Consider the following 21,296-nt stretch of genomic DNA (forward strand, 5'->3'; position numbering starts at 1 on the left):
TTAAAGGAGGTGATATTTTTTAAATCTGGTAAAAACCCTTTGGCAAAAATACTCTCTTAAAAAAGGGGGAGAAATTATGTTTACAAGAAGTATGTGGTCAAAGTTTTTTACATTTATATTTGCGGTGATTCTTATCATGGGATTTACTTCCATGGCAGGAGCTGCATCCATTAAAGTGGGCGCGCTCAACGACATGACCGGTGCAACGTCGGACGTTGGAAAAGACTATGCATTGGGTATCGCTGAAGCCATTCATTATGTAAATGATACAGGTGGAATAAACGGCAAAAAGATTAAACTGTACCAGTTTGATTATGGATATCGTATTCCTGAAGCACTGACAAAGTATAACCTTTTTAAACGGTTGAAATGTGTAGCAGTTTTAGGGTGGGGAACAGGAGATACAGAGGCTTTGGCACCAACCGTTGCAAAAGATAAGATGCCCTATGTATCGGGATCGTATTCCGGGCATCTGTGCAACCCTGAAAAGACGCCGTATAACCTTTTCTTTTCAACGGATTATTCAACACAGTCCCGTGGCCTTATTACTGCCTGGCACAGAAAAAAGTGGCCCACCAAATCGGATTACAAAAAGCGTAAACCCCGAATCGCCATGTGTTATATGTTTGCCTCACCTTTTAGCAGCGCATCCATAAAAGCAGCAAAGGATCAGGCAAAACTTCTTGGATTTGAAATCGGCCCGGATCAGGACGTGTCTTTATTTGCCATTGATACCAAGAGCCAGATTTTAGCGTTAAAAGAATTCAAACCCGATGTCCTTTTGCATACCAATACGGTGATGTCCGTTGCCGCAACCCTGCGGGATGCATATGCACTTGATCTTGGCGCTGATAACATCATTAAATGCTGGGGATTTGATGAGAACCTGCCCAAGCTGGCGGGTAAAGCTGCTGAAGGTGCCATCGGATGTTCGCCATGGGCATTTTTCGGCCTTGATGTTCCGTTGATGGACAAAGTGAAAGAGTATGCCAAAAAATATAACCCTGGAATTCCTCCTGAAAAACGGACGATCCATACCGTTCAGGCATGGGCCAATGCGTTAGGCCTTGTTGAAGCATTAAAAAGGGCGGATAAAGCCGGTGATTTGTCGGGCGAGGGAATACTGAAAAAGGGTTTTGAGACCATGAGAAATTATGAAATTGGCTTGGGCATCGCACCGTCTACTTTCACGTCAAAGGATCACCGACCTCAAAGCGAGGCAAAAATCTACGAGTATAAAAACGGGAAATTTGAGCTGCTTGATGAGGTAGATCTAAAAAAAGAATGGCCTGATAAATGGGCGAATGAGTGGCTCGGCTGGTAATCTTTTTTCAACCCTCAGGGAGGTCTTAAGGCTTTGTCAAACGATAATATGATCTTAAAAATCAATAATATTGAAGTAAAGTACCATGAAGTCATCCTGGTAATCAAAGGTGTTTCCATCGAAATTCCCGAAGGAGGCATAGTGGCGCTTTTGGGTGCCAACGGAGCGGGAAAGAGTACGACCTTAAAGGCGATATCCGGTCTTTTAAAACATGAAGACGGCAAGGTTACCGACGGGTCGATTGAATTCATGGGTGAGCGCATAGATAAGCTGGGTGCTGAAAAGATTGCCAAAATGGGCATTGTCCAGGTGATCGAAGGTCGAAGAGTGTTTGAGCATCTGACCGTGGAAGAAAACCTGAAAGTGGGCGCCCATATGAAAAAGTACGGAAGGTCCATAAAGGACGGTCTGGAGATGGTGTATAACTATTTCCCCAGGTTAAAGGAAAAGCGCAATGAAGTTGCCGGATTCATCAGTGGGGGTGAACAGCAGATGACGGTGGTCGGCCGTGCGTTGATGACCAGTCCCAAACTGATTCTTTTAGATGAACCTTCCATGGGTCTGGCTCCGCTTCTTATCCATGAAATCTTTAATATTATTACCCAACTCAACAAGGAAGAAAAAATTTCCATTCTTCTGGTGGAGCAGAACGCCAAGCTGGCTTTAAACATTGCTCCCCATGCTTATGTGATGGAAAACGGACGTATTGTGATGGATGACACTTCCGAAAAGCTCAGAGATAACCCGGATATCAAAGATTTCTATCTGGGGATGACCGATTTTGGGGGAAGAAAAAGTTTTCGCGATGTGAAGCACTACAAGCGGAGAAAAAGATGGCTTACCTAACCCTTAAAATTAGTAAGGGAGGAAACAATGCATAAAAAATCGATTTTGTTTACATGTTTTAGTCTTTTCATAATAGTAGCCTTTATGACCGGTTGTGCCGGTCTGATGGCGAAGCCGACTGAAGGCAATTTCAAGGCGCCGGTGGTTACTTTGGATTCCATGGAAGTGGCCCATGCTTTTGGATACTGGTATTTTTCAAGTAAAACAAAAACCACCAAGGGAAAACCTGCAAATGTTGGAGCCCCCCTTGACTTGGCGTTTACCTTCAACATTGAAAACCCCAATTCGTATCCCATACTCCTGGAAAATTTAAAATTCACTGTGGCATTTGAGGAATTTGAGCTCAATACGGTCAGCACAGTGGCTACTCAATGGATACCTGCAGGCAAGACAAACCAGGTGCTGGTGCATGCTCACTTTGATGTCAGACAGTCGTTGTTGAGTTTGCTGGTGACCGGTGGGTTTAAATTAAAGGAGAAGAAAACAAATGCTTGGGCGGCTCTGGAAAAATGGTGGCTGGGAATTCCCAAGTATGAAATACCTGTTCACGTTAAACAAGGTGCGGCTGTTTTCAAGGCTGATGGTGTTGTCAAGGTATCTCAATTTAACGCCACATTTCCTTAATAAAACCACTACAGAACCATTATTTACTTAAATGCTTAATATATACTGCCCACCCGCCCCTCTTTTGCTTGAAGGAGAGGGGTAGGGTGAGAGCGGATTAATATACCTGCGTTTTTAATAAGCAGTTCGCTATGGAGGTCATATTTCCATGGGACTATACGACTTTACCTTTTATGATGTGATAAATCGAAATGCAGTCTGCTTTAAAAACAGACCGGCCTGGTTTGAGGTTGACGACGGCAGGGCGTTATCATTTGGACAGTTCAAAGAAACGGTCGATCGTTTTGCCTGCGGCCTGCAAAAATCGGGCATAAAAAAGGGCGACCGTATAGGTGTTCTGGGGAAAAACAGCCTTGAATATTTTCTTTTATACAGTGCGGCTGCTGCACTGGGAGCGATCGTACTCCCGATTAACTGGAGGCTTTCTACAGACGAGATCATCTTTAACCTGAATGATTGCGAGCCCGAGGTTATTTTTGTTGACGAAGAGTATCAGGAACTGATCGAAGGAGCGAAAGAAAAACTGACCTCAATAAAGAAATATTACAATCTGCAGATAAAAGGAGGCAGGTTCCTTGATATTGCGCCTTTGCTGGATACTTTGGGTGATGTGGAGCCCGCTGAAGTTTCAACCGATGATGGTTTTGTTATTATCCATACCGCGGCAGTTGCAGGGAGGCCTAGAGGGGCTTTGCTGAGCCATGGAAATGTCTTGTGCGCAAATATGCACCTTAATTACTGTTTCAATATGACGCCAAAGGATGTTCATTTAAACCTTCTGCCCCTTTTTCATGTGGGCGGACTTTTCATGGCCACCAACAGCTTTCATGCAGGGGTTGTCAATATTAACATGCGCAAATTTGATGCGCAAAAGGCGGTGGAGCTCATTGAAGAAGAAAGAGTCTCTCTTTTGTTCGATTTTCCGCCGATTCTGTCATCTATTCTGAAAGCATCCAAAGAAACCAAAAGAGAAATCCACACGCTAAAGTCAGTCATCGGACTCGGTACGCCCGAAGATATTAAAGAATATCAAAAGATGACAGGCGGCACCTTCTATTGCATGTATGGGCAAACCGAGACATCATGTGTTGCTACTTTGGGACGTTATAATGCAAGACCGGGTTCGGCCGGGAAAACCATTTCACTGGCTGAAATAAGACTGGTGGATGACGATGATCAGCCGGTTCCCACAGGCCAGGTGGGTGAAATTACCATGAAGGGCCCCATGATTTTTAAGGGCTATTGGAATCTTCCTAAAGAAAATGCTTACACCTTCCGTGATGGGTGGCACCATACCGGAGACCTGGGTCGTTTTGATGAAGAAGGTTTCCTTTTTTACGCCGGGCGTAAGGCGGAGAAGGAGCTTATCAAGCCTGGCGGTGAAAATGTTTACCCTGCCGAAGTTGAAAAAGTGATATTAAAACATCCCGCCGTTGAAAAGACCGTTGTATTTGGCGTACCGGATTCCAGATGGAAAGAGGGAATCAAGGCAGTCTGCCAGTTGAAAAAAGGAAAGAATCTTAATGCCAAACAGCTGATCGATTTTGTCGGTGAGCGTATCGCCCGTTACAAAAAACCCCAGTACGTTGAATTTGCAGATCAAATTCCCCTCCAAAAAGACGGTTCACCGGACAGAGCTAAAGTAAAAGAATTGTACGGTGGAGACCAGCAATAAAGATCGCTCTTGCAAGAATGCCCTTTCTTATTTTTCACCACGGATTTTCACTGATATTTCACAGATGTTTAATACACATGTTCTTTAATACGATTACATATAATGTTTCATTTTCACCGCAAAGCCGCAAAGCACGCAAAGAATCTTATTGTTATTGCTTTCCGCTGAGCCCCGCTAACTGAAGCGGGATAAAAGGGCGGAAAGCAATAAAGAATTCATCCCTACGGGAAAAGGTAATTTGATATAAAAACATATAGTTGTAACAATATAAGCGCTAATTGATTTTCCTTTGCCGTCCTTCCTGTCCGCCGGTATTTTTGGTGGATCAACGGCAAAGGAAAAATTTTGTTCTCTGCGTTCTTTGCGTCTGAGCAAGCGAAGCGGGCGGTGAAATAAATTTAAATAAAACACGTCATCGAATTAACGAATTGAAGCGCTAAGAAACCATATTTCAGTGGATCTCCGTGCAACTCCGTGGTAAATCTTTACGGCATTTATACTCTTAAAACCACCAGTGCATCCACGGCAACCGGTCTGCCGCCTGACAGAATTAAAGGATTAATATCAATTTCTTTAATATTTTCATTCTCTAAACCGATTCTGCCAAGTGCAACCAGGATATCGGAAAGTTTGATGAGATCGGCTGCTTTCATGCCACGAATTGCATGGAGTATTTTGCGCCCTTTGATTTCCTGCATCATTTCCAGGGCATCTCGTTTTTCCAGAGGCGCCACGCGAAAAGAGATATCTTTTAATATTTCTGTAAATATTCCTCCAAGTCCAAACATCACACAGGGGCCGAACTGAGCGTCTCGGATTAGTCCTGCAACCAGTTCCCGCTTTCCTTTAATCATTTCCTGAACCAGAACCGCCTTTTCATTTCCATTCATTCCGGCAATAATTTCATGAAAAGCGACTTTTGCCTCATCCTCATTTCGAATATCCACACGGATCAGGCCCTTTTCCGTCTTATGGGAGATATCCGGTGAACATGCCTTTATTACAACCGGATAACCGGTTTCACCGGCAGCTTTAATAAGGTTCTCCTCGTTTTTCACCAGCGCCTCTCTGGTCACCGGAATTCGGTAGGAAGCCAGAAGCTGTTTGGATTCAAATTCAGAGAGTGCTGTTTGTCCACTTCTTATCGCATCATCAATTATTTTCATCTCATTCTCCTTGCGTATGTCAAAGTTCTGTTTCTTCGTTTTATTCAATTTTTAAAACCACGTCCTTTTGCCTCTGTGCCTTTCTCTTCCCCTATTCAACATTCGATGTTGGACGTTCGATGTTCATTTTCTCTTGTTTTTCATTCTGCCTTTTATCTTTGCATATTCCCACAGGGCTGCCATAGCCCTGACCGCTCTTCCCGGTGTGGGATAAACAGGAATACCACCATCTTGTATCAGAGCTACGGCATTATCCTCCCGACCACTAAAGCACGCACATAATATCGGTTTTTTAAATTTTTCAGGCAATTTTACAAATTCATTGCAGGCTTTTTCCGTCATTTGTTCCATTAAGTCCAAAGGAATATCGGAAAGATTGTTCGCAAGGGCTATTTTATCCTTGAAATGAATGGTTCCGAAAATACCATAAAAAAGCATTCCGTCTATTTGTCTCAGATTCAAGATTAATTCAGGCAATTTTTTATATATCAGATCCAGATCGTAATTCATAGTAACATCCACCGGATTTACGTATGCTGCTGTGAAAGGGGTCATGGCTTTTATTTTGTCCTGGATTTTCGGGTCAAACAGGGGAATCTTCAGACCGCAATTATTGGCTTCATCGGCCATGGAACTGCCAGGTCCTCCGGAATTGGTCAAAACAGCCACATTTTTTCCTTTGGGTAACGGTTGCTGGGCCAAAGCCAGGCTCCAGTCGAAAAGGTCAGTGACGTTTCTCGCTCTTAGAATACCTGCTTGATGGAACAACCCGCTGTAAAGTTCGTCCGGGCCAGCCATGGAACCGGTATGAGAAGCGCAGGCTCTGGCACCGGCTTCGGTTCCGCCGACATACACGGCGACAATAGGTTTTTGTGGTGTTATTTTTCGGGCTGTTTTCAAAAAGGCCATCGGTCTTTTGATACCCTCGATATACAAAGCAATAGATCTGGTTTGGTCATCTTCTCCAAGATAGGCAAGGCAGTCAACCATATCGATATCAGCCTGATTGCCGACGCTGATTGCCTGGCTGATACCCAGACCAAGTTTTTCAAAATAGGTCAGTGTCTGGGTGACATAGCTGCCGCTTTGGGAAATAATCCCCACATGTCCGGCCCGGTACTTGCTGGGAAACCATGTGGTATTCAGTCCGATTGGACCGTTGACAATTCCAATACAGTTAGGGCCAAGAAATCGGATGTCATACTTTTGGGCGACAGCTATCAGCTCCTGCTGTAGCAGTTTTCCTTTTTGGCCGATTTCACCATAGCCTGCTGTTATGATAATAGCATGTCGGATTCCTGCCTTCCCGCATTCCTCGAGGACGCCGGGGATGGCTTTCCCGGGTATTACTATTACCGCAAGGTCAGCTGGTTTATCCATTGATGTGATATCAGGATAAGCTTTGAGGCCCAGAACTGTTTTTTCTTTTCTGTGAATGGGATAAATATTTCCCTTGTATCCACCTTTTACAATATTAATAAGCTGAGCCGTGCCCATTGTTAGGAGGGAGTTGGAGCCTCCGAGATAGACAATGGATTCAGGGTTCATAATGGTTTGTAAAGGGTTCGCCTGCATATATTATCCTTTAGTGTCGGGTTTAATGTCAAATTGCATGGATCGATACTTTACAAGGTTTGCCATAGCCCTGGCTGCCTGTTCCGGCGTTGGGTAATTGACAAGAGCGCCGGATTCTTCAAGGTGGCGAATATTGTCATCCCATACACCTGGCGGGGCAAGGATGCAGCTGATGATCGGTTTGGCCTGTTTAAATTCTGTAAGGAATTCGGACATCTCTTCAAGTAAATTTGCATTGGCCGACGCAAACATGATAAGAAGGAGGATGGCGTTCACATTCTTGTCATTTATAACGGCGCGAATGATACCACTTTGTGCGGAGGCATTATACCAGGCCGGGCCCATGTCGACAGGATTGGTTCTTAAAGCCAAAGGCGGTAGAAATTTATTGATGCTTTGCTGAGTAAGTTTTTCAAAACGGGCGATTTTAAGGCCGCAAGCCTCGCATGCATCACAGGCTGCCAGGCCCGGCCCGGCCTGACCGGACAGAACTGCCACCCCGGGCCCTTGAGGGATTCCAGAGGAACCAAAGGCTTTGGCAGTATCCAGAAGAGACTCTGCACTGTCCAATGACAATATGCCTGCCTGGCTGAATGCCCCCTGGTAGATTTCATGTTTTCCTGCCATGGAGCCGGTATGGGATTTGACTGCCTGATCGCCTTTTTCCGAGCTTCCGGTTTTGTAGATAATCACCGGCTTTTTATGGCGATACTTCTTGACCGCTTCAATAAATCTTGTCGGATCATCGATCCCCTCCATGTAGAGCATGATTACATTTGTAGCGGAATCATTCATGAGGTAATCAATTATTTCAGCAAAATCGACGTTGAGCCGGTTGCCCAATCCAATAATTTTGCTGAATCTTACATCCACTCTCATGGCCAGAAAGCCAAGCAGATGGGATATCCCGCCACTCTGGCTGACCAGCGCAATTTTTCCTTTTTTTAACAAAGAAAATTCAGGGGTGAACGAGGCGTTCAGATTGGCATGAAAGTCAATCATGCCGAAGGTGTTTGGGCCGATCACCGGAATTTTTGCTGGATTTACTATGGCGGCAATTTTTTGGTGGAGCTTGGCACCTTGAGGGTCATCTATTTCCTTAAAACCTGCAGTAATCAGTACGATGCCTTTAACGTCTTTTTCCGCACACTGGGCGAAAACGCCGGGAACCAGTTTGGCTGGCACAACCACAATTGCCAGTTGGATTCTATCGGTATAGTCCTTGATAGAGCGATAGGCTGGTAATCCCCAAATTTTCGGACTGGTGGGGTTCAGCGGAATAATTTTGCCGGCAAAACCCCCTTTGTTCAGACTTTTCATTACATGAAACCCAAGTTTATCGGGGTTGTCCGACGCACCGATCACCGCAACGGTGTTGGGATTAAACATTGTTTCCAGATTGGTTTGGATCAAGCTCATTGTATTTTATTTCCTGTTTATAAAGTGCATACCGATATCCTTTATTTTTAGTCGATAGATTTTTTATTGGTCTTTGGAGAATCATTCTAACCGGTTGGCGGTTTTTTCAGATATAATGAAGAAATCATACCCACAAGTGAGATGCCTCCTGCCGTAAGAAACGGCAGGGTAAATGAATGGCTCACATCGGCCATGTATCCCCCCAGTGCAGGACCCAGTGCCTGACCGATGCCGAAAAAAAGCGTGATAAACCCCAGGCCAGCCGGTGCCAGGCGAGGACCAAAAAAATCACCGGCGGTTGCAGCCATGATTGTTGGTATACTCCAGGCAGTAAAACCGAACATGACTGCTGATAGGTAAAAACCGAATTTTATTTTGATCAGCGCAAATACAATATAGGAAAGTCCCAGGACCAGATAAGCCAGAGCTGCTCCCTTGCTGCGTCCGATACGGTCGGATATTCCACCCCAGATCACGCCGCAGAAGATGCTAAATCCCCCTACCATTGCCCATAGGCCACCGGCCCACGATTGTGTAAATCCCATTTCTTTTACCAGGTAGGCCGCAAAAAAAACCATATAAATAATATAGGAAAGACCATAAAAAAAATATACGATTCCCAAATACCAGGCGGCACTATTTCTGTACACGGCAGACCACTGAAGAGAGGATGTCTTGACATTATCCGATGCAATCGGTTGGGGTTTTTGGATTGGCTCGCTTCCCACCGGTAGCAGCCCCTTTTCTTCCGGTCGGCTGCGGATAAATAAAAACACCACACCAGAAATTACCAGCACGGCACCGCCTAATATATACCATGAAAATCGCCAGCCTTCCGGGCCATAAGCGGTTAGAATCGGTGGGACCAGCAGGCCGGATATTAAAGTACCTGCACCAATTCCGCCGGAAACAATTCCGGTGGCAAATCCTCTGCGGTTGACGGCAAACCAGGCTGAGCCCAGTGCCATAGCCGGGACATAGGCCGCTCCGTTGCCAAGACCGGTTAATAGCCTCATGGAAAAGGCAAATCCGAATGAATGGGCTATGCCGGTGAGGATCATGCTGCCACCCATCAGTAACAACGCAAAGGTGATGACAATGCGGGTTCCAAAGCGTGCGGCAAGGAATCCACCGATAATGGCCATGGAAAGATAGCCGATAAAGTTTCCGGTTCCGAGCAGACCCAGTTGGGTATAGTCGAAATTCAGGCCGTCTTTCATGGCAGGAAGAATAATGGTATAGGCCATGCGGCCAAAACCGTGTGCAGCAATAGTCGTGGCAAGACCCATGAAAATAACGATCCATCCGTAATGCAATTTCTTTTGTTCCATTTTGTCCTCCGAGACTTTTTCTGTAAATGAGCTCCTTAATATCTTATATGGGTTCAGCCAAACGAATCTTTTTTACATTTTAACATTTTTGCTATTTATTCCAACCTTTTCAGGAATGATTGAAACAATTCCCATTCTTTAAGGGAATAACGGTTTACAAACTGGCTGTTTATTTCGTCGAATATTGAAAGAATTGAATTGCGGTTTTTCTCAGATTTGGCGGAAAGGTGAATGCGGAAAGCACGGCGATCATTGGGATCGGGTCGTCGTTCTATCCAGCCATTCCGTTCCAGGCGGTCTAATAACCCTGTGGTAGTAGGTCTGTCTAATGCAGTCTTTTCGGCAAGTTGGCTCGGGAAAAGCGATTCTTCTTCAAAGATAGCTACCAGCATAAAAAATTGCCCGTGTGTTAGCCCGAAAACAGAGATTTTATCCCTGTAATAACGGGTAATTTTTCTTGTTGTGCGACCTAACTGAAAACATATGCAGTCTTGAAAAACCATGAATCCACCTTTTATAAACCCGAAAAAATTGAATCCAACCAGTATGTCATATCGAGCTCGGAAAGAAATCTTATCTTTTAAATTAAAAAATTACATACGGATTTGCTCACATCTTTATGCAACGGACAACTGACAATTATCAACGGACGTTATTTAATATAGTTAGCACGCTAATAATCTGAATGCAACTTACTTTTAAATAAAACATATTTTTTCCTTTGAAAAATTATTATTTCTGTATAAAGTTGAAAAAACAAAGGGAAGGGTTTTGTTATGAAAAAACAGATTGTTGTATTTTTATTTTCTATGTTGATTGTTCTAATGTTTCAGGAAAGTTGGGCGGGTTTGCAAAAAACAAAAATTGCCGTCCTTGATTTTAAGGTTTTGGGAAAAGGGCATGTGGACACTCAGGTGGGGAATAGCATTGCAGATCAGTTAATAGAAGCTTTAGACAAGGATTGGCGGTTTGAAGTCGTAGAACCGGGATTAATCAAAAAGGTCATAAGAGAACAGCAGCTTGTTTTAGAGAAAAAAGAGCATCGGCTCATTATTACAGATTTGGCAAAACTGCTTGGAGCTAAAGTTTTGATTTCGGGTTTTGTAATTAAATATGGAAATATTATTGAGATCGAGGTTAGAGTAATCAATGCCGACAATGCTTCTATAATTGCCGCTGAAAGTATGAAGATCCCGGCAGATGCTCCCCTCGAGAGTTTGGCTGATCAAGCGGTTGAGAAAGTAATCAATATTTTTCCGTTTAAAGGTATTGTTGTTTTTCGCACGCAAGATCGGATTACTGTCGATTTAGGTCGGTGTGATGGTATTAAATCTGGAATGCACTTTGCTGTTTTTAAAGGACATAAGGTCATTAGATGTCCTGAAACCAGGCGGGTAATTGATTGTGACAGAATGCAGACGGGTGTATTTGAAATAGAAAATGTCAAAGATAAGATTTCAACTGCCCGCGTATTGGTCGAAAAATTTTCCGGCGCAATAGACAGCGGTCAAACAGTAGAAAGCGCTGAAGAGCTTTTAATACCTGAGGATTGCAGATAGACATTATGATAAACATTTTTCATAGGAAAAAGAGAATTCCCTCTAAAAAGGTGGGTTTAGCGCTGGGCAGCGGCTCCGCCCGTGGATGGTCTCATATTGGAGTAATACGCGCCTTGGCCGAAGCAGGCATTCGTGTGGATTATATTGCCGGAACCAGCATCGGCGCGCTGGTTGGAGCTGTTTACGCTTCCGGTGAGATTGATGCTTTGGAAGAGGTAGTTTTGCAGCTTGACTGGAAGAAGATTGCTTATTTATTTGATGTTGTCTTTCCGAAATCGGGCCTTATCGATGGAAAAAAGGTTTCCGTTTTTATCCAAAAGCATGTGAAGGAAATAAATATTGAAGATCTTTCCCTCCCTTTTTGCGCGGTGTCCACAGATCTTACTACCGGAGACGAGATCGCAATAAGAGAGGGAAATATCATTGAGGCAGTCAGGGCCAGTATTTCAGTTCCCGGAATATTTACACCGTTTAAAAAAAACGGCACAATTCTTGTTGACGGTGGGTTGGTTAACCCGGTTCCAGTAAGTGTGGTAAGAGAGATGGGCGCTGAATTTGTGATAGCGGTGGACCTTAACCATAATATCATTGGAAATAACGGATTTGAAAAGACCCCTGGAAGGGATTCGGGCAAAGGGTTTTCTGAAAAAAAAGGTCGGCAGAATCGGGAAAAAAGAAACAAACTTCTAGAGGCTTTGAACAAAAGGATCGAGGCAGTCGATTTTCCCGCCTTAACCCAGATAAGGCAGTGGATGAAGAAAGAGCCTCTGCCGAGCATTTTTGAAGTATTAGCCACATCCGCCAGCATAATGGAAACACAGATTACAACCATAAGACTGAAAACCGATCCTCCTGACATTCTGATTCAGCCCAATCTGGGTCATATCAAATTCCTTGAATACAATCGTGCCAAAGAAGCCATTGACGAAGGATATAAAGAAGGCGGCAATGAAATAAGAAAATTCTTAGGGGTATGAGCAAGTTAAATTCGATTTTTAAAACGGATAAGACAGCGCAAAGTGAAGCCCGAAATCGGGACTGTTGTCAAAGGTAATAACGTTTTCAACCAGAGCGAATTCGATGATACTGCCTGAAGAAAGTTGCCACTTAAAACCAAGATTGATTTCATGTGAGGGATTGCTTAATGAACCAAAATCCTTTACAACACCTTCGCTGTAAACATACTGGAACAAAATTGAAGAATTTGGTTTCCATTGCCAGGCTAGGGCCAGCAAAAAAGAGATGGCATCATCTTTAAATTCTAGGCCGGACATTTCAGTTCGGCCATAGTTGGTATAGCCCAAATGTGAATACATATACCAGGTATCGGTCCATCGTTTGGAAAGACCGATTCCGATACTCCAGTCCAACGGTTCGTGGTTATCTTCGCTGGAGGGTGTATTAAGCCCGTAGCGCAGCACACCAGATACACCGATAGCAGGCCACCTATTTGAACCGTGGGAAAGAATATATTGAGAAAATAAAGTGATACCATTATTTTCCAGGTAGCTTAGGTTGTCTGTTTCAAAAATTATATTACCTTGGTCATCATATCGGACAATTCTACTTAAGTTGCGATCCACCCTGTCCCTTCCGTTTTGATCAATACCGAAAATGTCATGAAATTCCTGGATGAAATTATCCATAGCACCACCGAAATAGTTCCGTTGATCAAAAGCTATACCAAGACCGAGTCGTTTGTTAATGCCGTAAGAAACCGCTATATGCGTGTCCAGCATTTCATAATCAAGTGCAACCTCACTGCTGTCTATCCATACATTTGTCCAGGTTGTACCGGCGTGGATACCTAAGATGCCGGGTTTGAATGCTCCTGGTATTACACTCGGCATTGTTAAGCGGAGGCTTTGGGCCGGGGACTGGGAGCGAAGTTGCAAGATGCCGAGACCATAGTTATAGTCGAAATTATCATCACTCGAGAAGCTATTTATCGGCATGGTAAGAATAATTAACAATACAGATAGAATGAGTAGCAACTGGTGCATCAATTACCTTTTTCTAAAGATAGCAACTATCAATAGGATGGAACAAAAAAGAACCGGCACGGAAATAACCCAGATAAGCCTTGCCAGCCAGATGACGTATTCTCCTGTATGCAAGCGGGTCACAAATTCAGGAGCCGGTAATATCAGCGATAGTGCAAAGCTTAAAATCAGTACTCGGGGAAACCAGTAGTTTAATATCTTCTGATATTTCATGTGATCGATTGGACGGCATAGTTAATTTCGTTAAAAATATCCCGCTTTTCATCTCACCAGACTTTTTTTAAAATTATTGGACTGAATCATCCTCCGGAGAATACTGTTTTCGTATTCTAAATACTCTTTAAGGTTGTTTATATCATAATTTAAAAGTTTCTTGATGCCTGACGAATACTGGACAGGTAATTTTGCAAATATTTTTGCAATACTTAATGCAGTTTCCTTAAGGTCAGTCACAGGAACAACCTTGTTAACAATACCAAGTCTTAATGCTTCTTTCGCTATGATGTCTTTACCAGATAATAGTATCTCGGACGTCTTTCTGGAACCAAGTATTTTAGAAAGAAAAAAAATTCCGCCTCCCTTTGGTACCAGTCCCAGTTGGAGGTTTGGATTCTGAAAGACAGTGTTGTCAGCTATTACACTGTAATCAAAGGAAAGGCTGATGTTCATGAAGAGTAAAATAATATTTCCGCTGTCGGCATGAATAACCATTTTATTAAAGCCGACTATTTTCAGAATAAACTGATCAATTGCATTATAAAGTCTTTCGATTTGATCTTGATTCCATTCGAGCTGTATTATTTGATGATAAAACTCAATAAATTCATCATATCCCATTTTCGCAGGTGAGCCGGTCATCAAAACAACTTTGATTTCATCAAATGTCGAAACAAAATCCAGGTAATCAAACAAGACTTTTTTGCCATTTAAATCTATTACGCGAGCGAGGGGTTTTTCTTTGAAATTCAGAATCAAAATATCTTCGGCCTTTTCTGAATAAAAAAAATCATAATTTACTTCAAGGTTGGATATTTTTCTCATTATGAGCCTTCCTTTCTTAATAAGGTGAAGCAATAAACGGTCCGAAGAAGATAAGCTGCCTGTTTCCTCCTCAGGATTGCTGCAGGCTTATGTTTTGCGTTTGCCTATCGCCCTGATTCCTGCCAGGGAAAAGCGGGTGACATGGTCGGCCAATCGCATGACCAAATCAGGGGAAAGAGGCTGCCCTAACATGTACTCCATGTCGCTGGGTCTGGTAGTCATAAGGGCACGGCACTGGCTGATGATGCTCATCTCGCAGAAAAAAACAGTTTCATCAGTAGCTTTAGTTTTCATAATATTGCGGATGACCTCCAACACTATCTGTCGCCGGGGCTCGATTATCTCGTGCCAGATGTTGTGTATCAGCCCGGTAGGATTAGTCAGTTCCATCAGATACAGTCGTGTAAACTGTCCCCGGTCGCCCTGGTCTGTGAAGTTTTGAATGAGTGATTGGATTTGGATTCGCAACTGTTCTTCCGGCGAAGTGCCGGTGACGTCAGGCAAGGCAAGTTCGGAACATTTTTTAAAGGCGTGTTGCCATGCCTCGGTGTACAGGGAGGCCTTGTCGTTAAAATAATAGTTGACGGCAGCCGCGTTGGCTCCGGCCAGTTGACAGATCTCAGCCACCTTGGCAGTCTGGTAGCCTTTTTCAGCGAATACCTCACAGGCAGCATTTATAATCCTGCTGCGCGTTTCCTTGCCGTCTTCTCTTTTGGCCATGATGGATGTCCTTTTTGCTCGGTTTTGAAGCCACAAGACCTAAAAAGCAATTTAAATTTTTTGCTTGACATAACAGGGGAAAGATTTTAAGTCACTATTTCAAATTGATATTTAAAATACATATTTTGATATGTCAAATTGTTTTACGATGTAACATGAAAATTTTAACTCAACCGACTTGGAGTAATACAAAATGCAACAAAAAGACAGTTCGAATAACATCCGAGCGACATTCCTTAAATGGAGTGTAGCCATAGTGTTCCTGTTAGGCGGATTTTTGCAGGCAGGTTGCGACCGTGGACAGCAATCCACACCGCCTCCTCCTGTTCCGGAAGTGGCCACGGTGACGGTCAAACCGCAGAGGGTTGCCTTGACCACTGAACTGCCGGGCCGCACGTCTGCTTTTCGTATCGCGGAGATCCGGCCCCAGGTCAACGGTCTTATACAGAAACGTCTATTTACGGAAGGTTCCGATGTAAAGGCAGGGCAGGTGCTCTACCAGATCGATCCTGACCTCTTTCAGGCGGCGCTCGACAATGCAAAGGCCGCTCTTGGCAGGGCTGAGGCCAGTCTGACTGCGATCAGGCTGCGGGCTGAGCGCTACAGGGAAGCACTTGCGGATAAAGCGGTGAGCCAGCAGAATTATGACGACGCGGCTGCCGCTCTGAAACAGGCCGAGGCCGATATTCAGTATTGGAAAGCGACGGTGAAGACGGCTCGTATCAGCCTAAGATACACCCGAGTCACCGCTCCCATTTCCGGCCGTATCGGTAAATCCAACGTGACAGGTGGGGCCATCGTGACGGCTTATCAACCCATGGCCCTGGCAACCATTCAACAACTGGATCCCATTTACGTGGATGTGCCACAATCCACCACCGAATTGCTGAGCTTGAAACGCCGTCTGGAGGACGGCAGTCTCAATCACGATGGAACGAAACAGGACAAGGTCAAGCTCATCCTGGAAGACGGCACTGCCTATCCCGTGGAAGGAGCACTTCAATTTAGCGATGTTACAGTGGACCCGACGACAGGGTCCGTTACCCTGCGAGTTATCTTTCCGAATTCGGAAAACATTCTCCTGCCGGGCATGTTCGTCCGGGCGGTGATTAAAGAAGGCATCAATGAAAAGGCCATTCTTATTCCCCAGCAGGGTGTGTCCCGTGATCAAAAGGGGAATCCCGTCGCGTTGATCGTGAATGCTGAAAGCAAGGTCGGCTTGCGTATGCTCACCCTTGATCGGGCCATCGGCAAGAGATGGCTCGTTTCGGCAGGCCTTGCTCTCGGAGATCGTGTGATCGTTGAGGGAATTAAAATGTTACGGCCCGGTACGGTTGTGAAGGCTGTCCCTTTTAAAGAGAGTGGGGTTACACCTGCAAATGCGGACCAGACGACTGCTGAATCGAATTAACGGAGGCATCTGATGTTATCAAAATTTTTTCTGGACCGACCGGTTTTTGCCTGGGTTATTGCCATCGTCATGATGACGGCGGGGGGTCTGGCGATCTACAACCTGCCCGTGGCACAGTATCCTCCCATCGCTCCGCCGTCCATCGCCATTGACGCATTTTTTCCAGGGGCCTCGGGGGAGACCGTTGAAAACACCGTAACCCAGATCATCGAGCAAAAGATGACCGGCCTGGACGCGATGATCTATCTCACCGGAACCAGTTCTTCATCCGGCGCGTCCCGCATCGAACTGACCTTTGCCCCCGGGACCGATCCGGATCTCGCCTGGTCCAAAGTACAGAACAAGCTTCAGCTCGCCATGGCCAGCCTGCCCGATGTGGTGCAGCGCTCCGGCGTCAAGGTCAGCAAATCGACCCGAAATTACCTGATTATCGTGGGACTGATCTCTGAAGACGGCAGCATGGACGGAAATGACCTGCGGGATTATGCTAAGTCCAATGTGGAAAAAATTCTGTCCCGCGTATCGGGAGTAGGTGAAGTCGAAAGTTTCGGGTCTCAGTACGCCATGCGGGTCTGGGTCAACCCCGACAAGCTGACCAATTATCACCTGACCATGGAGGATGTCATCATGGCGATGCGGGCTTATAATGTCGAAGTCTCCGCCGGTCAGTTCGGCGGGGCACCGGCCATTGAAGGCCAGCGCCTGAACGCCGCCATCATCGTTCAGCATCTGCTCCAGACTCCGGAAGAGTTTGCCGCCATCCCCATACGCACCAATCCGGATGGTTCCGTGGTCCGTATCAAGGACATCGGACGGACGGAACTGGGGACTGAGCGTTACGATATCATCGCCAATTACAATGGCAAAGCCGCCTCAGCTTTAGCTGTCCGGCAGTCCGCCGGTGCCAATGCCTTGGAAACGGCCAACGCCGTCAAACAGAAAATGGAAGAGCTGAGCCGCTACTTTCCCCCCGGCATGAAGGTAATTTATCCGTATGACACCACCCCTTTTACCAGGGTGGCCATTAATGAGGTGGTCAAAACACTGTTCGAGGCGATCCTGCTGGTCTTTGTGATCATGTATCTTTTTATGGGGACCTTCCGGGCTACCCTCATCCCCACCATCGCCGTGCCGGTGGTGATCCTGGGGACCTTCGCGGTTCTTGGGCTTTTCGGGTTTTCCATCAATATGCTGACTATGTTCGCCATGGTGCTGGCTATAGGTCTCTTGGTAGACGATGCCATCGTGGTAGTAGAAAACGTGGAGCGGATCATGAGCGAAGAGGGGCTTTCTCCCAGGAGAGCCACGGCCAAGTCTATGGAACAGATCACCAGCGCCCTGATCGGCATCGGCCTGGTGCTCTCGGCGGTATTCGGACCCATGGCATTCTTTCCCGGTTCGACAGGAGTCATCTACCGCCAGTTTTCAGTGACAATCGCTGCTGCCATGCTGCTTTCGGTTCTTGTGGCGCTGATACTAACCCCGGTCCTCTGCGCATCGCTCTTAAAACCTGTGGCAGCAGGGCATGAACCGGCAGACGGTGCGATCTTTTTCCTGCGCCCTTTTTTCAGGAGGTTCGACCGAATATTTTATGGCGCAAGAGATCTATACATCAGACTGGTAGGCCATGTTCTGGCAAAAAAACTACGCTACCTGCTCCTGTTCCTGCTGATTGTGGGGGCCATGGGGTATTTGTTTCAGCGCATGCCCACCGCTTATCTCCCGAATGAAGACCAGGGTATCCTGCTGGTCCAGGCTATGCTTCCGTCGGGTTCGACCCTGGAGCAGACCGAGAAGGTCATGGATAAGGTCAGGGAACATTTTCAGAAGAATGAGAAAGACGGGGTGGACTCCTTTATGTCGGTCTCAGGTATTAGTTTTGGCGGCCAGGGGCAGAACATGGGCCTTGGGTTTGCCAGACTCAAGGACTGGAAGCTGCGCGAGCGGCCGGACCTGAAGGTCAGGGCCATCGCAGGCAGGGCTATGGGAGCGTTTTCACAGATAAAAGAAGCTATGGTCTTCGCCTTTCCACCGCCTGCTGTCATGGAACTGGGCAATGCCACCGGGTTTGATTTTCAATTACAGGACCGTGGCGGTCTGGGCCACGCAAAACTAATGGCGGCCCGCAACCAGCTTCTCGGCATGGCCATGCAAGATCCGCGACTGATGAGGGTCAGGCCCAACGGCATGTCAGACGTGCCCGAATACAGGATTGACGTGGATTGGGACAAGGCCGGTGCGCTGGGGGTTTCCATTACATCCATTCACAACACCATTACGGCGGCCTTCGGCAGCGCCTATGTCAACGATTTTATCCAGGCCGGACGGGTAAAACGGGTTTATGTGCAGGCGGATACCCCCTATCGCATGCTGCCGAAAGATTTGAAAAAACTCTATGTTCGTAACCGCATGGGCAAGATGGTCCCTTTCTCTTCCTTTGCCTCCGGGCGGTGGACCCTTGGTTCTCCCAAGCTGGAGCGTTATAATGCCTTCCCGTCCATAAACATATGGGGTGAGCCGTCGCCTGGAAGGAGTTCCGGTGAGGCCATGGCCGCCATGGAAGAGATCGTCTCGAAGCTGCCCAAGGGGATCGGTTTTGACTGGACCGGGCTTTCCTATCAGGAGCGCATGGCAACGGCCCAGGGGCCTACCCTTTACACATTTTCCATTTTCGTAGTCTTCCTATGTCTGGCGGCCTTGTACGAGAGCTGGCCCATTCCTATCTCGATTCTGCTAACCCTGCCCCTTGGGATCATTGGCGGGGTTATCGCTTCGTCAATGCGGGGAATGCCCAACGACGTTTATTTCCAAATCGGGCTGCTGACCACTATGGGCTTAACCACCAAGAACGCTATCCTGATAGTCCAGTTTGCCAGGGCCAAGGTCGACGAGGGGGCGAGGCTAACCGCGGCGACGCTTGAAGCGGCAAAATTAAGACTGCGTCCCATCATCATGACCTCACTGGCCTTCGGGTTCGGGGTTCTGCCTCTGGCCCTTGCCAGCGGGGCCGGATCAGGAGCACAAAGAGGCATCGGCACCGGAGTGCTAGGGGGGATGGTGACATCCACCTTTCTGGTGACTTTGTTTGCTCCGCTCTTTTATGTGATGATTTACAAGGCACTTGGAAAACACAGAAAGAAAGTAACGATGAAACACGTTCATAAAAGTAAGTCAGGGGATCAATGATATGAATAGACAACAGTTGTTTTTACTGGTTGGAATAGTCCTTTTCCTGGAAGGTTGCTCCCTGGCTCCACATTATACACAGCCCCAGGCGCCCATCCCTGCTGAGTGGCCGAAAGGTGTGGCATACAAAGACATGCAGGCCGGGTCCGGAGCACCGACAGTCTCGGAGCTCAGCCGACAGGAATTTTTTACCGACGAAAAGCTTCAAAAGATTATTGAAATAGCCTTGAGCAACAACCGTGATCTGCGACTTGCCGCCTTGAATGTGGAAAGGGCGCGCGCTCTGTACGGCATTCAACGGGCTGAGCTGTTTCCTGCGGTTAATGCCGTGGGGGCGTGGGGCAAACAGCGCCGCTCTGCCGATCTTATCAGTCCCGGAGATCCGAGGAAAATAGAACAATACAGTGTTGATCTGGGTATCGCTGCCTGGGAGATTGATTTTTTCGGCCGCATCCGCAGCCTGAAAGATCGGGCGCTGGAAGAATACCTGTCCACAGAGCAGGCCCGTCGCAGCGCACAGATAGCGCTGGTGTCCGAGGTTGCCAGGGTGTACATGACCCTTGCCGCAGATCGGGAAAATCTTAAGCTGGCCAGGTCCACCCTTGAAACCCAGAAAGCCGGTTACGGTTTAATTCAAAAGCGTTTTGATGTCGGGCTTGCAACCGAATTGGATCTGCGTCGAGCACAAATCCCGGTAGATACAGCCCGGGGAGATATTGCTCGCTACAGGCAACTGGTTGCGCAAGATCAAAACGCTCTCAACCTTCTGGCCGGTTCTCCGGTACCTAAAGATCTTATGCCGGTGAATCTAAGCGGTGTTAATCCTCCCCAAGAAATTTTCCCAGGTTTATCTTCCAACGTGCTTCTGAGTCGGCCTGATATTATTGCGGCGGAACATCGGCTCAAGGGCGCTTACGCCTTTATCGGCGCGGCACGGGCCGCTTTATTTCCGCGCATTTCTCTGACGACCTCAGTGGGAACCGCAAGTGACGAGCTTTCGGGTCTCTTCAGCTCCGGCTCGGGTACCTGGAACTTTGCGCCACAGATAGTTCTACCGATTTTTGACGCCCGTACCTGGGCAGCGCTACGGGTAAGCAAAGCCGATCGGGAAATCATCCTGACCCAGTATGAGAAAGCCATTCAGACGGCCTTCAGAGATGTAGCCGATGCTCTTGCCATGCAGGGCACCATAAATCAACAGGTATCTGCGCAACAATCTCTGGTCAATGCGGTTAAAGAAACATACCGCCTCTCCAATAAGCGCTATGCTACGGGGATCGACAGCTACCTGGGCGTCCTTGATGCGCAACGATCCCTCTATGCAGTGCAACAGGGGCTTATCAGCATTCGCCTGGCCATGCTTGCCAATCAGGTAAGACTTTACGCAGTATTGGGCGGGGGAAGTGAATGAGCTAT

18 protein-coding genes are annotated in these 21,296 nt (G+C 46.5%); 10 read left to right on the plus strand and 8 right to left on the minus strand.

Annotated elements, in window-relative coordinates; translation table 11 throughout:
- The first annotated feature begins 76 nt into the window (after positions 1-76).
- From SWH54_18345 to SWH54_18360, 4 genes are all read left to right on the plus strand, one after another.
- Positions 77-1,324 (plus strand): ABC transporter substrate-binding protein, encoded by a 1,248-nt coding sequence (locus SWH54_18345; protein ID MDY6793232.1) that lies wholly within the window; start codon positions 77-79, stop codon positions 1,322-1,324.
- 48 nt (positions 1,325-1,372) lie between these two features.
- Positions 1,373-2,170 carry an ABC transporter ATP-binding protein gene (locus SWH54_18350; GenBank protein MDY6793233.1) on the plus strand — a complete coding sequence of 266 codons (798 nt, stop codon included), beginning with the start codon at positions 1,373-1,375 and terminating at the stop codon, positions 2,168-2,170.
- 27 nt (positions 2,171-2,197) lie between these two features.
- On the plus strand, positions 2,198-2,794 hold the full coding sequence (locus tag SWH54_18355) for a hypothetical protein (protein ID MDY6793234.1): 597 nt from the start codon (positions 2,198-2,200) through the stop codon (positions 2,792-2,794).
- Between the two features lie 148 nt (positions 2,795-2,942).
- The gene (locus tag SWH54_18360) at positions 2,943-4,469 is read left to right on the plus strand and encodes an AMP-binding protein (protein MDY6793235.1); all 1,527 of its coding nucleotides are present in this window, start codon (positions 2,943-2,945) and stop codon (positions 4,467-4,469) included.
- A 494-nt stretch (positions 4,470-4,963) separates the two neighbouring features.
- Here SWH54_18360 and SWH54_18365 read toward each other — a convergent pair whose 3' ends face one another.
- From SWH54_18365 to SWH54_18385, 5 genes are all read right to left on the minus strand, one after another.
- Positions 4,964-5,635 carry an acetate--CoA ligase family protein gene (locus SWH54_18365; GenBank protein ID MDY6793236.1) on the minus strand — a complete coding sequence of 224 codons (672 nt, stop codon included), beginning with the start codon at positions 5,633-5,635 and terminating at the stop codon, positions 4,964-4,966.
- Positions 5,636-5,758: 123 nt separating this feature from the next.
- Positions 5,759-7,210: a CoA-binding protein gene (locus tag SWH54_18370; protein ID MDY6793237.1), complete on the minus strand. Its 1,452-nt coding sequence runs from the start codon at positions 7,208-7,210 to the stop codon at positions 5,759-5,761.
- Positions 7,211-7,213: 3 nt separating this feature from the next.
- A complete protein-coding gene (locus SWH54_18375; protein ID MDY6793238.1) occupies positions 7,214-8,629 on the minus strand; it encodes a CoA-binding protein in 1,416 nt (471 codons plus the stop codon).
- A gap of 86 nt (positions 8,630-8,715) precedes the next feature.
- Positions 8,716-9,960: an MFS transporter gene (locus SWH54_18380; protein ID MDY6793239.1), complete on the minus strand. Its 1,245-nt coding sequence runs from the start codon at positions 9,958-9,960 to the stop codon at positions 8,716-8,718.
- A 95-nt stretch (positions 9,961-10,055) separates the two neighbouring features.
- The gene (locus SWH54_18385) at positions 10,056-10,463 is read right to left on the minus strand and encodes a MarR family transcriptional regulator (GenBank protein MDY6793240.1); all 408 of its coding nucleotides are present in this window, start codon (positions 10,461-10,463) and stop codon (positions 10,056-10,058) included.
- Between the two features lie 273 nt (positions 10,464-10,736).
- Between SWH54_18385 and SWH54_18390 the strand changes: the two genes are divergently transcribed.
- Both SWH54_18390 and SWH54_18395 read left to right on the plus strand, forming a co-directional pair.
- Entirely contained in the window at positions 10,737-11,519 is a 783-nt protein-coding gene (locus tag SWH54_18390; GenBank protein MDY6793241.1) for a FlgO family outer membrane protein, read from the plus strand.
- Between the two features lie 5 nt (positions 11,520-11,524).
- Complete coding sequence (locus tag SWH54_18395; GenBank protein ID MDY6793242.1) at positions 11,525-12,496, plus strand: patatin-like phospholipase family protein; 972 nt, start codon at positions 11,525-11,527, stop codon at positions 12,494-12,496.
- A gap of 18 nt (positions 12,497-12,514) precedes the next feature.
- Here the strand turns inward: SWH54_18395 and SWH54_18400 are convergent, their stop codons facing one another.
- The gene (locus SWH54_18400) at positions 12,515-13,522 is read right to left on the minus strand and encodes a DUF3187 family protein (GenBank protein ID MDY6793243.1); all 1,008 of its coding nucleotides are present in this window, start codon (positions 13,520-13,522) and stop codon (positions 12,515-12,517) included.
- A 37-nt stretch (positions 13,523-13,559) separates the two neighbouring features.
- On the opposite strand from SWH54_18400, the gene SWH54_18405 reads away from it, so the two are divergent.
- Positions 13,560-13,712, plus strand: coding sequence for a hypothetical protein (locus SWH54_18405; GenBank protein MDY6793244.1), 153 nt, complete (start codon positions 13,560-13,562; stop codon positions 13,710-13,712).
- A gap of 71 nt (positions 13,713-13,783) precedes the next feature.
- Here the strand turns inward: SWH54_18405 and SWH54_18410 are convergent, their stop codons facing one another.
- Together SWH54_18410 and SWH54_18415 are read right to left on the minus strand one after the other, a co-directional pair.
- Positions 13,784-14,563, minus strand: coding sequence for an enoyl-CoA hydratase/isomerase family protein (locus tag SWH54_18410; protein ID MDY6793245.1), 780 nt, complete (start codon positions 14,561-14,563; stop codon positions 13,784-13,786).
- Positions 14,564-14,650: 87 nt separating this feature from the next.
- Positions 14,651-15,283 carry a CerR family C-terminal domain-containing protein gene (locus tag SWH54_18415; GenBank protein MDY6793246.1) on the minus strand — a complete coding sequence of 211 codons (633 nt, stop codon included), beginning with the start codon at positions 15,281-15,283 and terminating at the stop codon, positions 14,651-14,653.
- A 193-nt stretch (positions 15,284-15,476) separates the two neighbouring features.
- Between SWH54_18415 and SWH54_18420 the strand changes: the two genes are divergently transcribed.
- Genes SWH54_18420 through SWH54_18430 form a run of 3 tightly spaced genes read left to right on the plus strand, consistent with a single transcriptional unit; the run spans position 15,477 to position 21,291 of the window.
- Positions 15,477-16,694, plus strand: a complete 1,218-nt coding sequence (locus SWH54_18420) for an efflux RND transporter periplasmic adaptor subunit (GenBank protein ID MDY6793247.1) — start codon at positions 15,477-15,479, stop codon at positions 16,692-16,694.
- Between the two features lie 12 nt (positions 16,695-16,706).
- Entirely contained in the window at positions 16,707-19,880 is a 3,174-nt protein-coding gene (locus tag SWH54_18425) for an efflux RND transporter permease subunit (GenBank protein MDY6793248.1), read from the plus strand.
- A gap of 1 nt (position 19,881) precedes the next feature.
- Positions 19,882-21,291 (plus strand): efflux transporter outer membrane subunit, encoded by a 1,410-nt coding sequence (locus SWH54_18430; protein ID MDY6793249.1) that lies wholly within the window; start codon positions 19,882-19,884, stop codon positions 21,289-21,291.
- Positions 21,292-21,296: the final 5 nt, after the last annotated feature.

Source organism: Thermodesulfobacteriota bacterium, assembly GCA_034189135.1.
Lineage (GTDB): Bacteria > Desulfobacterota > Desulfobacteria > Desulfobacterales > JAUWMJ01 > JAUWMJ01.

What these genes read in the sequence shown, in the direction of transcription:
- SWH54_18345 (MDY6793232.1), top strand. Translation starts at nt 77, where the DNA reads ATGTTTACAAGAAGTATGTGGTCAAAGTTTTTTACATTTATATTTGCG.
- SWH54_18350 (MDY6793233.1), top strand. Translation starts at nt 1,373, where the DNA reads ATGATCTTAAAAATCAATAATATTGAAGTAAAGTACCATGAAGTCATC.
- SWH54_18355 (MDY6793234.1), top strand. Translation starts at nt 2,198, where the DNA reads ATGCATAAAAAATCGATTTTGTTTACATGTTTTAGTCTTTTCATAATA.
- SWH54_18360 (MDY6793235.1), top strand. Translation starts at nt 2,943, where the DNA reads ATGGGACTATACGACTTTACCTTTTATGATGTGATAAATCGAAATGCA.
- SWH54_18365 (MDY6793236.1), bottom strand. Translation starts at nt 5,635, where the DNA reads ATGAAAATAATTGATGATGCGATAAGAAGTGGACAAACAGCACTCTCT.
- SWH54_18370 (MDY6793237.1), bottom strand. Translation starts at nt 7,210, where the DNA reads ATGCAGGCGAACCCTTTACAAACCATTATGAACCCTGAATCCATTGTC.
- SWH54_18375 (MDY6793238.1), bottom strand. Translation starts at nt 8,629, where the DNA reads ATGAGCTTGATCCAAACCAATCTGGAAACAATGTTTAATCCCAACACC.
- SWH54_18380 (MDY6793239.1), bottom strand. Translation starts at nt 9,960, where the DNA reads ATGGAACAAAAGAAATTGCATTACGGATGGATCGTTATTTTCATGGGT.
- SWH54_18385 (MDY6793240.1), bottom strand. Translation starts at nt 10,463, where the DNA reads ATGGTTTTTCAAGACTGCATATGTTTTCAGTTAGGTCGCACAACAAGA.
- SWH54_18390 (MDY6793241.1), top strand. Translation starts at nt 10,737, where the DNA reads ATGAAAAAACAGATTGTTGTATTTTTATTTTCTATGTTGATTGTTCTA.
- SWH54_18395 (MDY6793242.1), top strand. Translation starts at nt 11,525, where the DNA reads ATGATAAACATTTTTCATAGGAAAAAGAGAATTCCCTCTAAAAAGGTG.
- SWH54_18400 (MDY6793243.1), bottom strand. Translation starts at nt 13,522, where the DNA reads ATGCACCAGTTGCTACTCATTCTATCTGTATTGTTAATTATTCTTACC.
- SWH54_18405 (MDY6793244.1), top strand. Translation starts at nt 13,560, where the DNA reads ATGGAACAAAAAAGAACCGGCACGGAAATAACCCAGATAAGCCTTGCC.
- SWH54_18410 (MDY6793245.1), bottom strand. Translation starts at nt 14,563, where the DNA reads ATGAGAAAAATATCCAACCTTGAAGTAAATTATGATTTTTTTTATTCA.
- SWH54_18415 (MDY6793246.1), bottom strand. Translation starts at nt 15,283, where the DNA reads ATGGCCAAAAGAGAAGACGGCAAGGAAACGCGCAGCAGGATTATAAAT.
- SWH54_18420 (MDY6793247.1), top strand. Translation starts at nt 15,477, where the DNA reads ATGCAACAAAAAGACAGTTCGAATAACATCCGAGCGACATTCCTTAAA.
- SWH54_18425 (MDY6793248.1), top strand. Translation starts at nt 16,707, where the DNA reads ATGTTATCAAAATTTTTTCTGGACCGACCGGTTTTTGCCTGGGTTATT.
- SWH54_18430 (MDY6793249.1), top strand. Translation starts at nt 19,882, where the DNA reads ATGAATAGACAACAGTTGTTTTTACTGGTTGGAATAGTCCTTTTCCTG.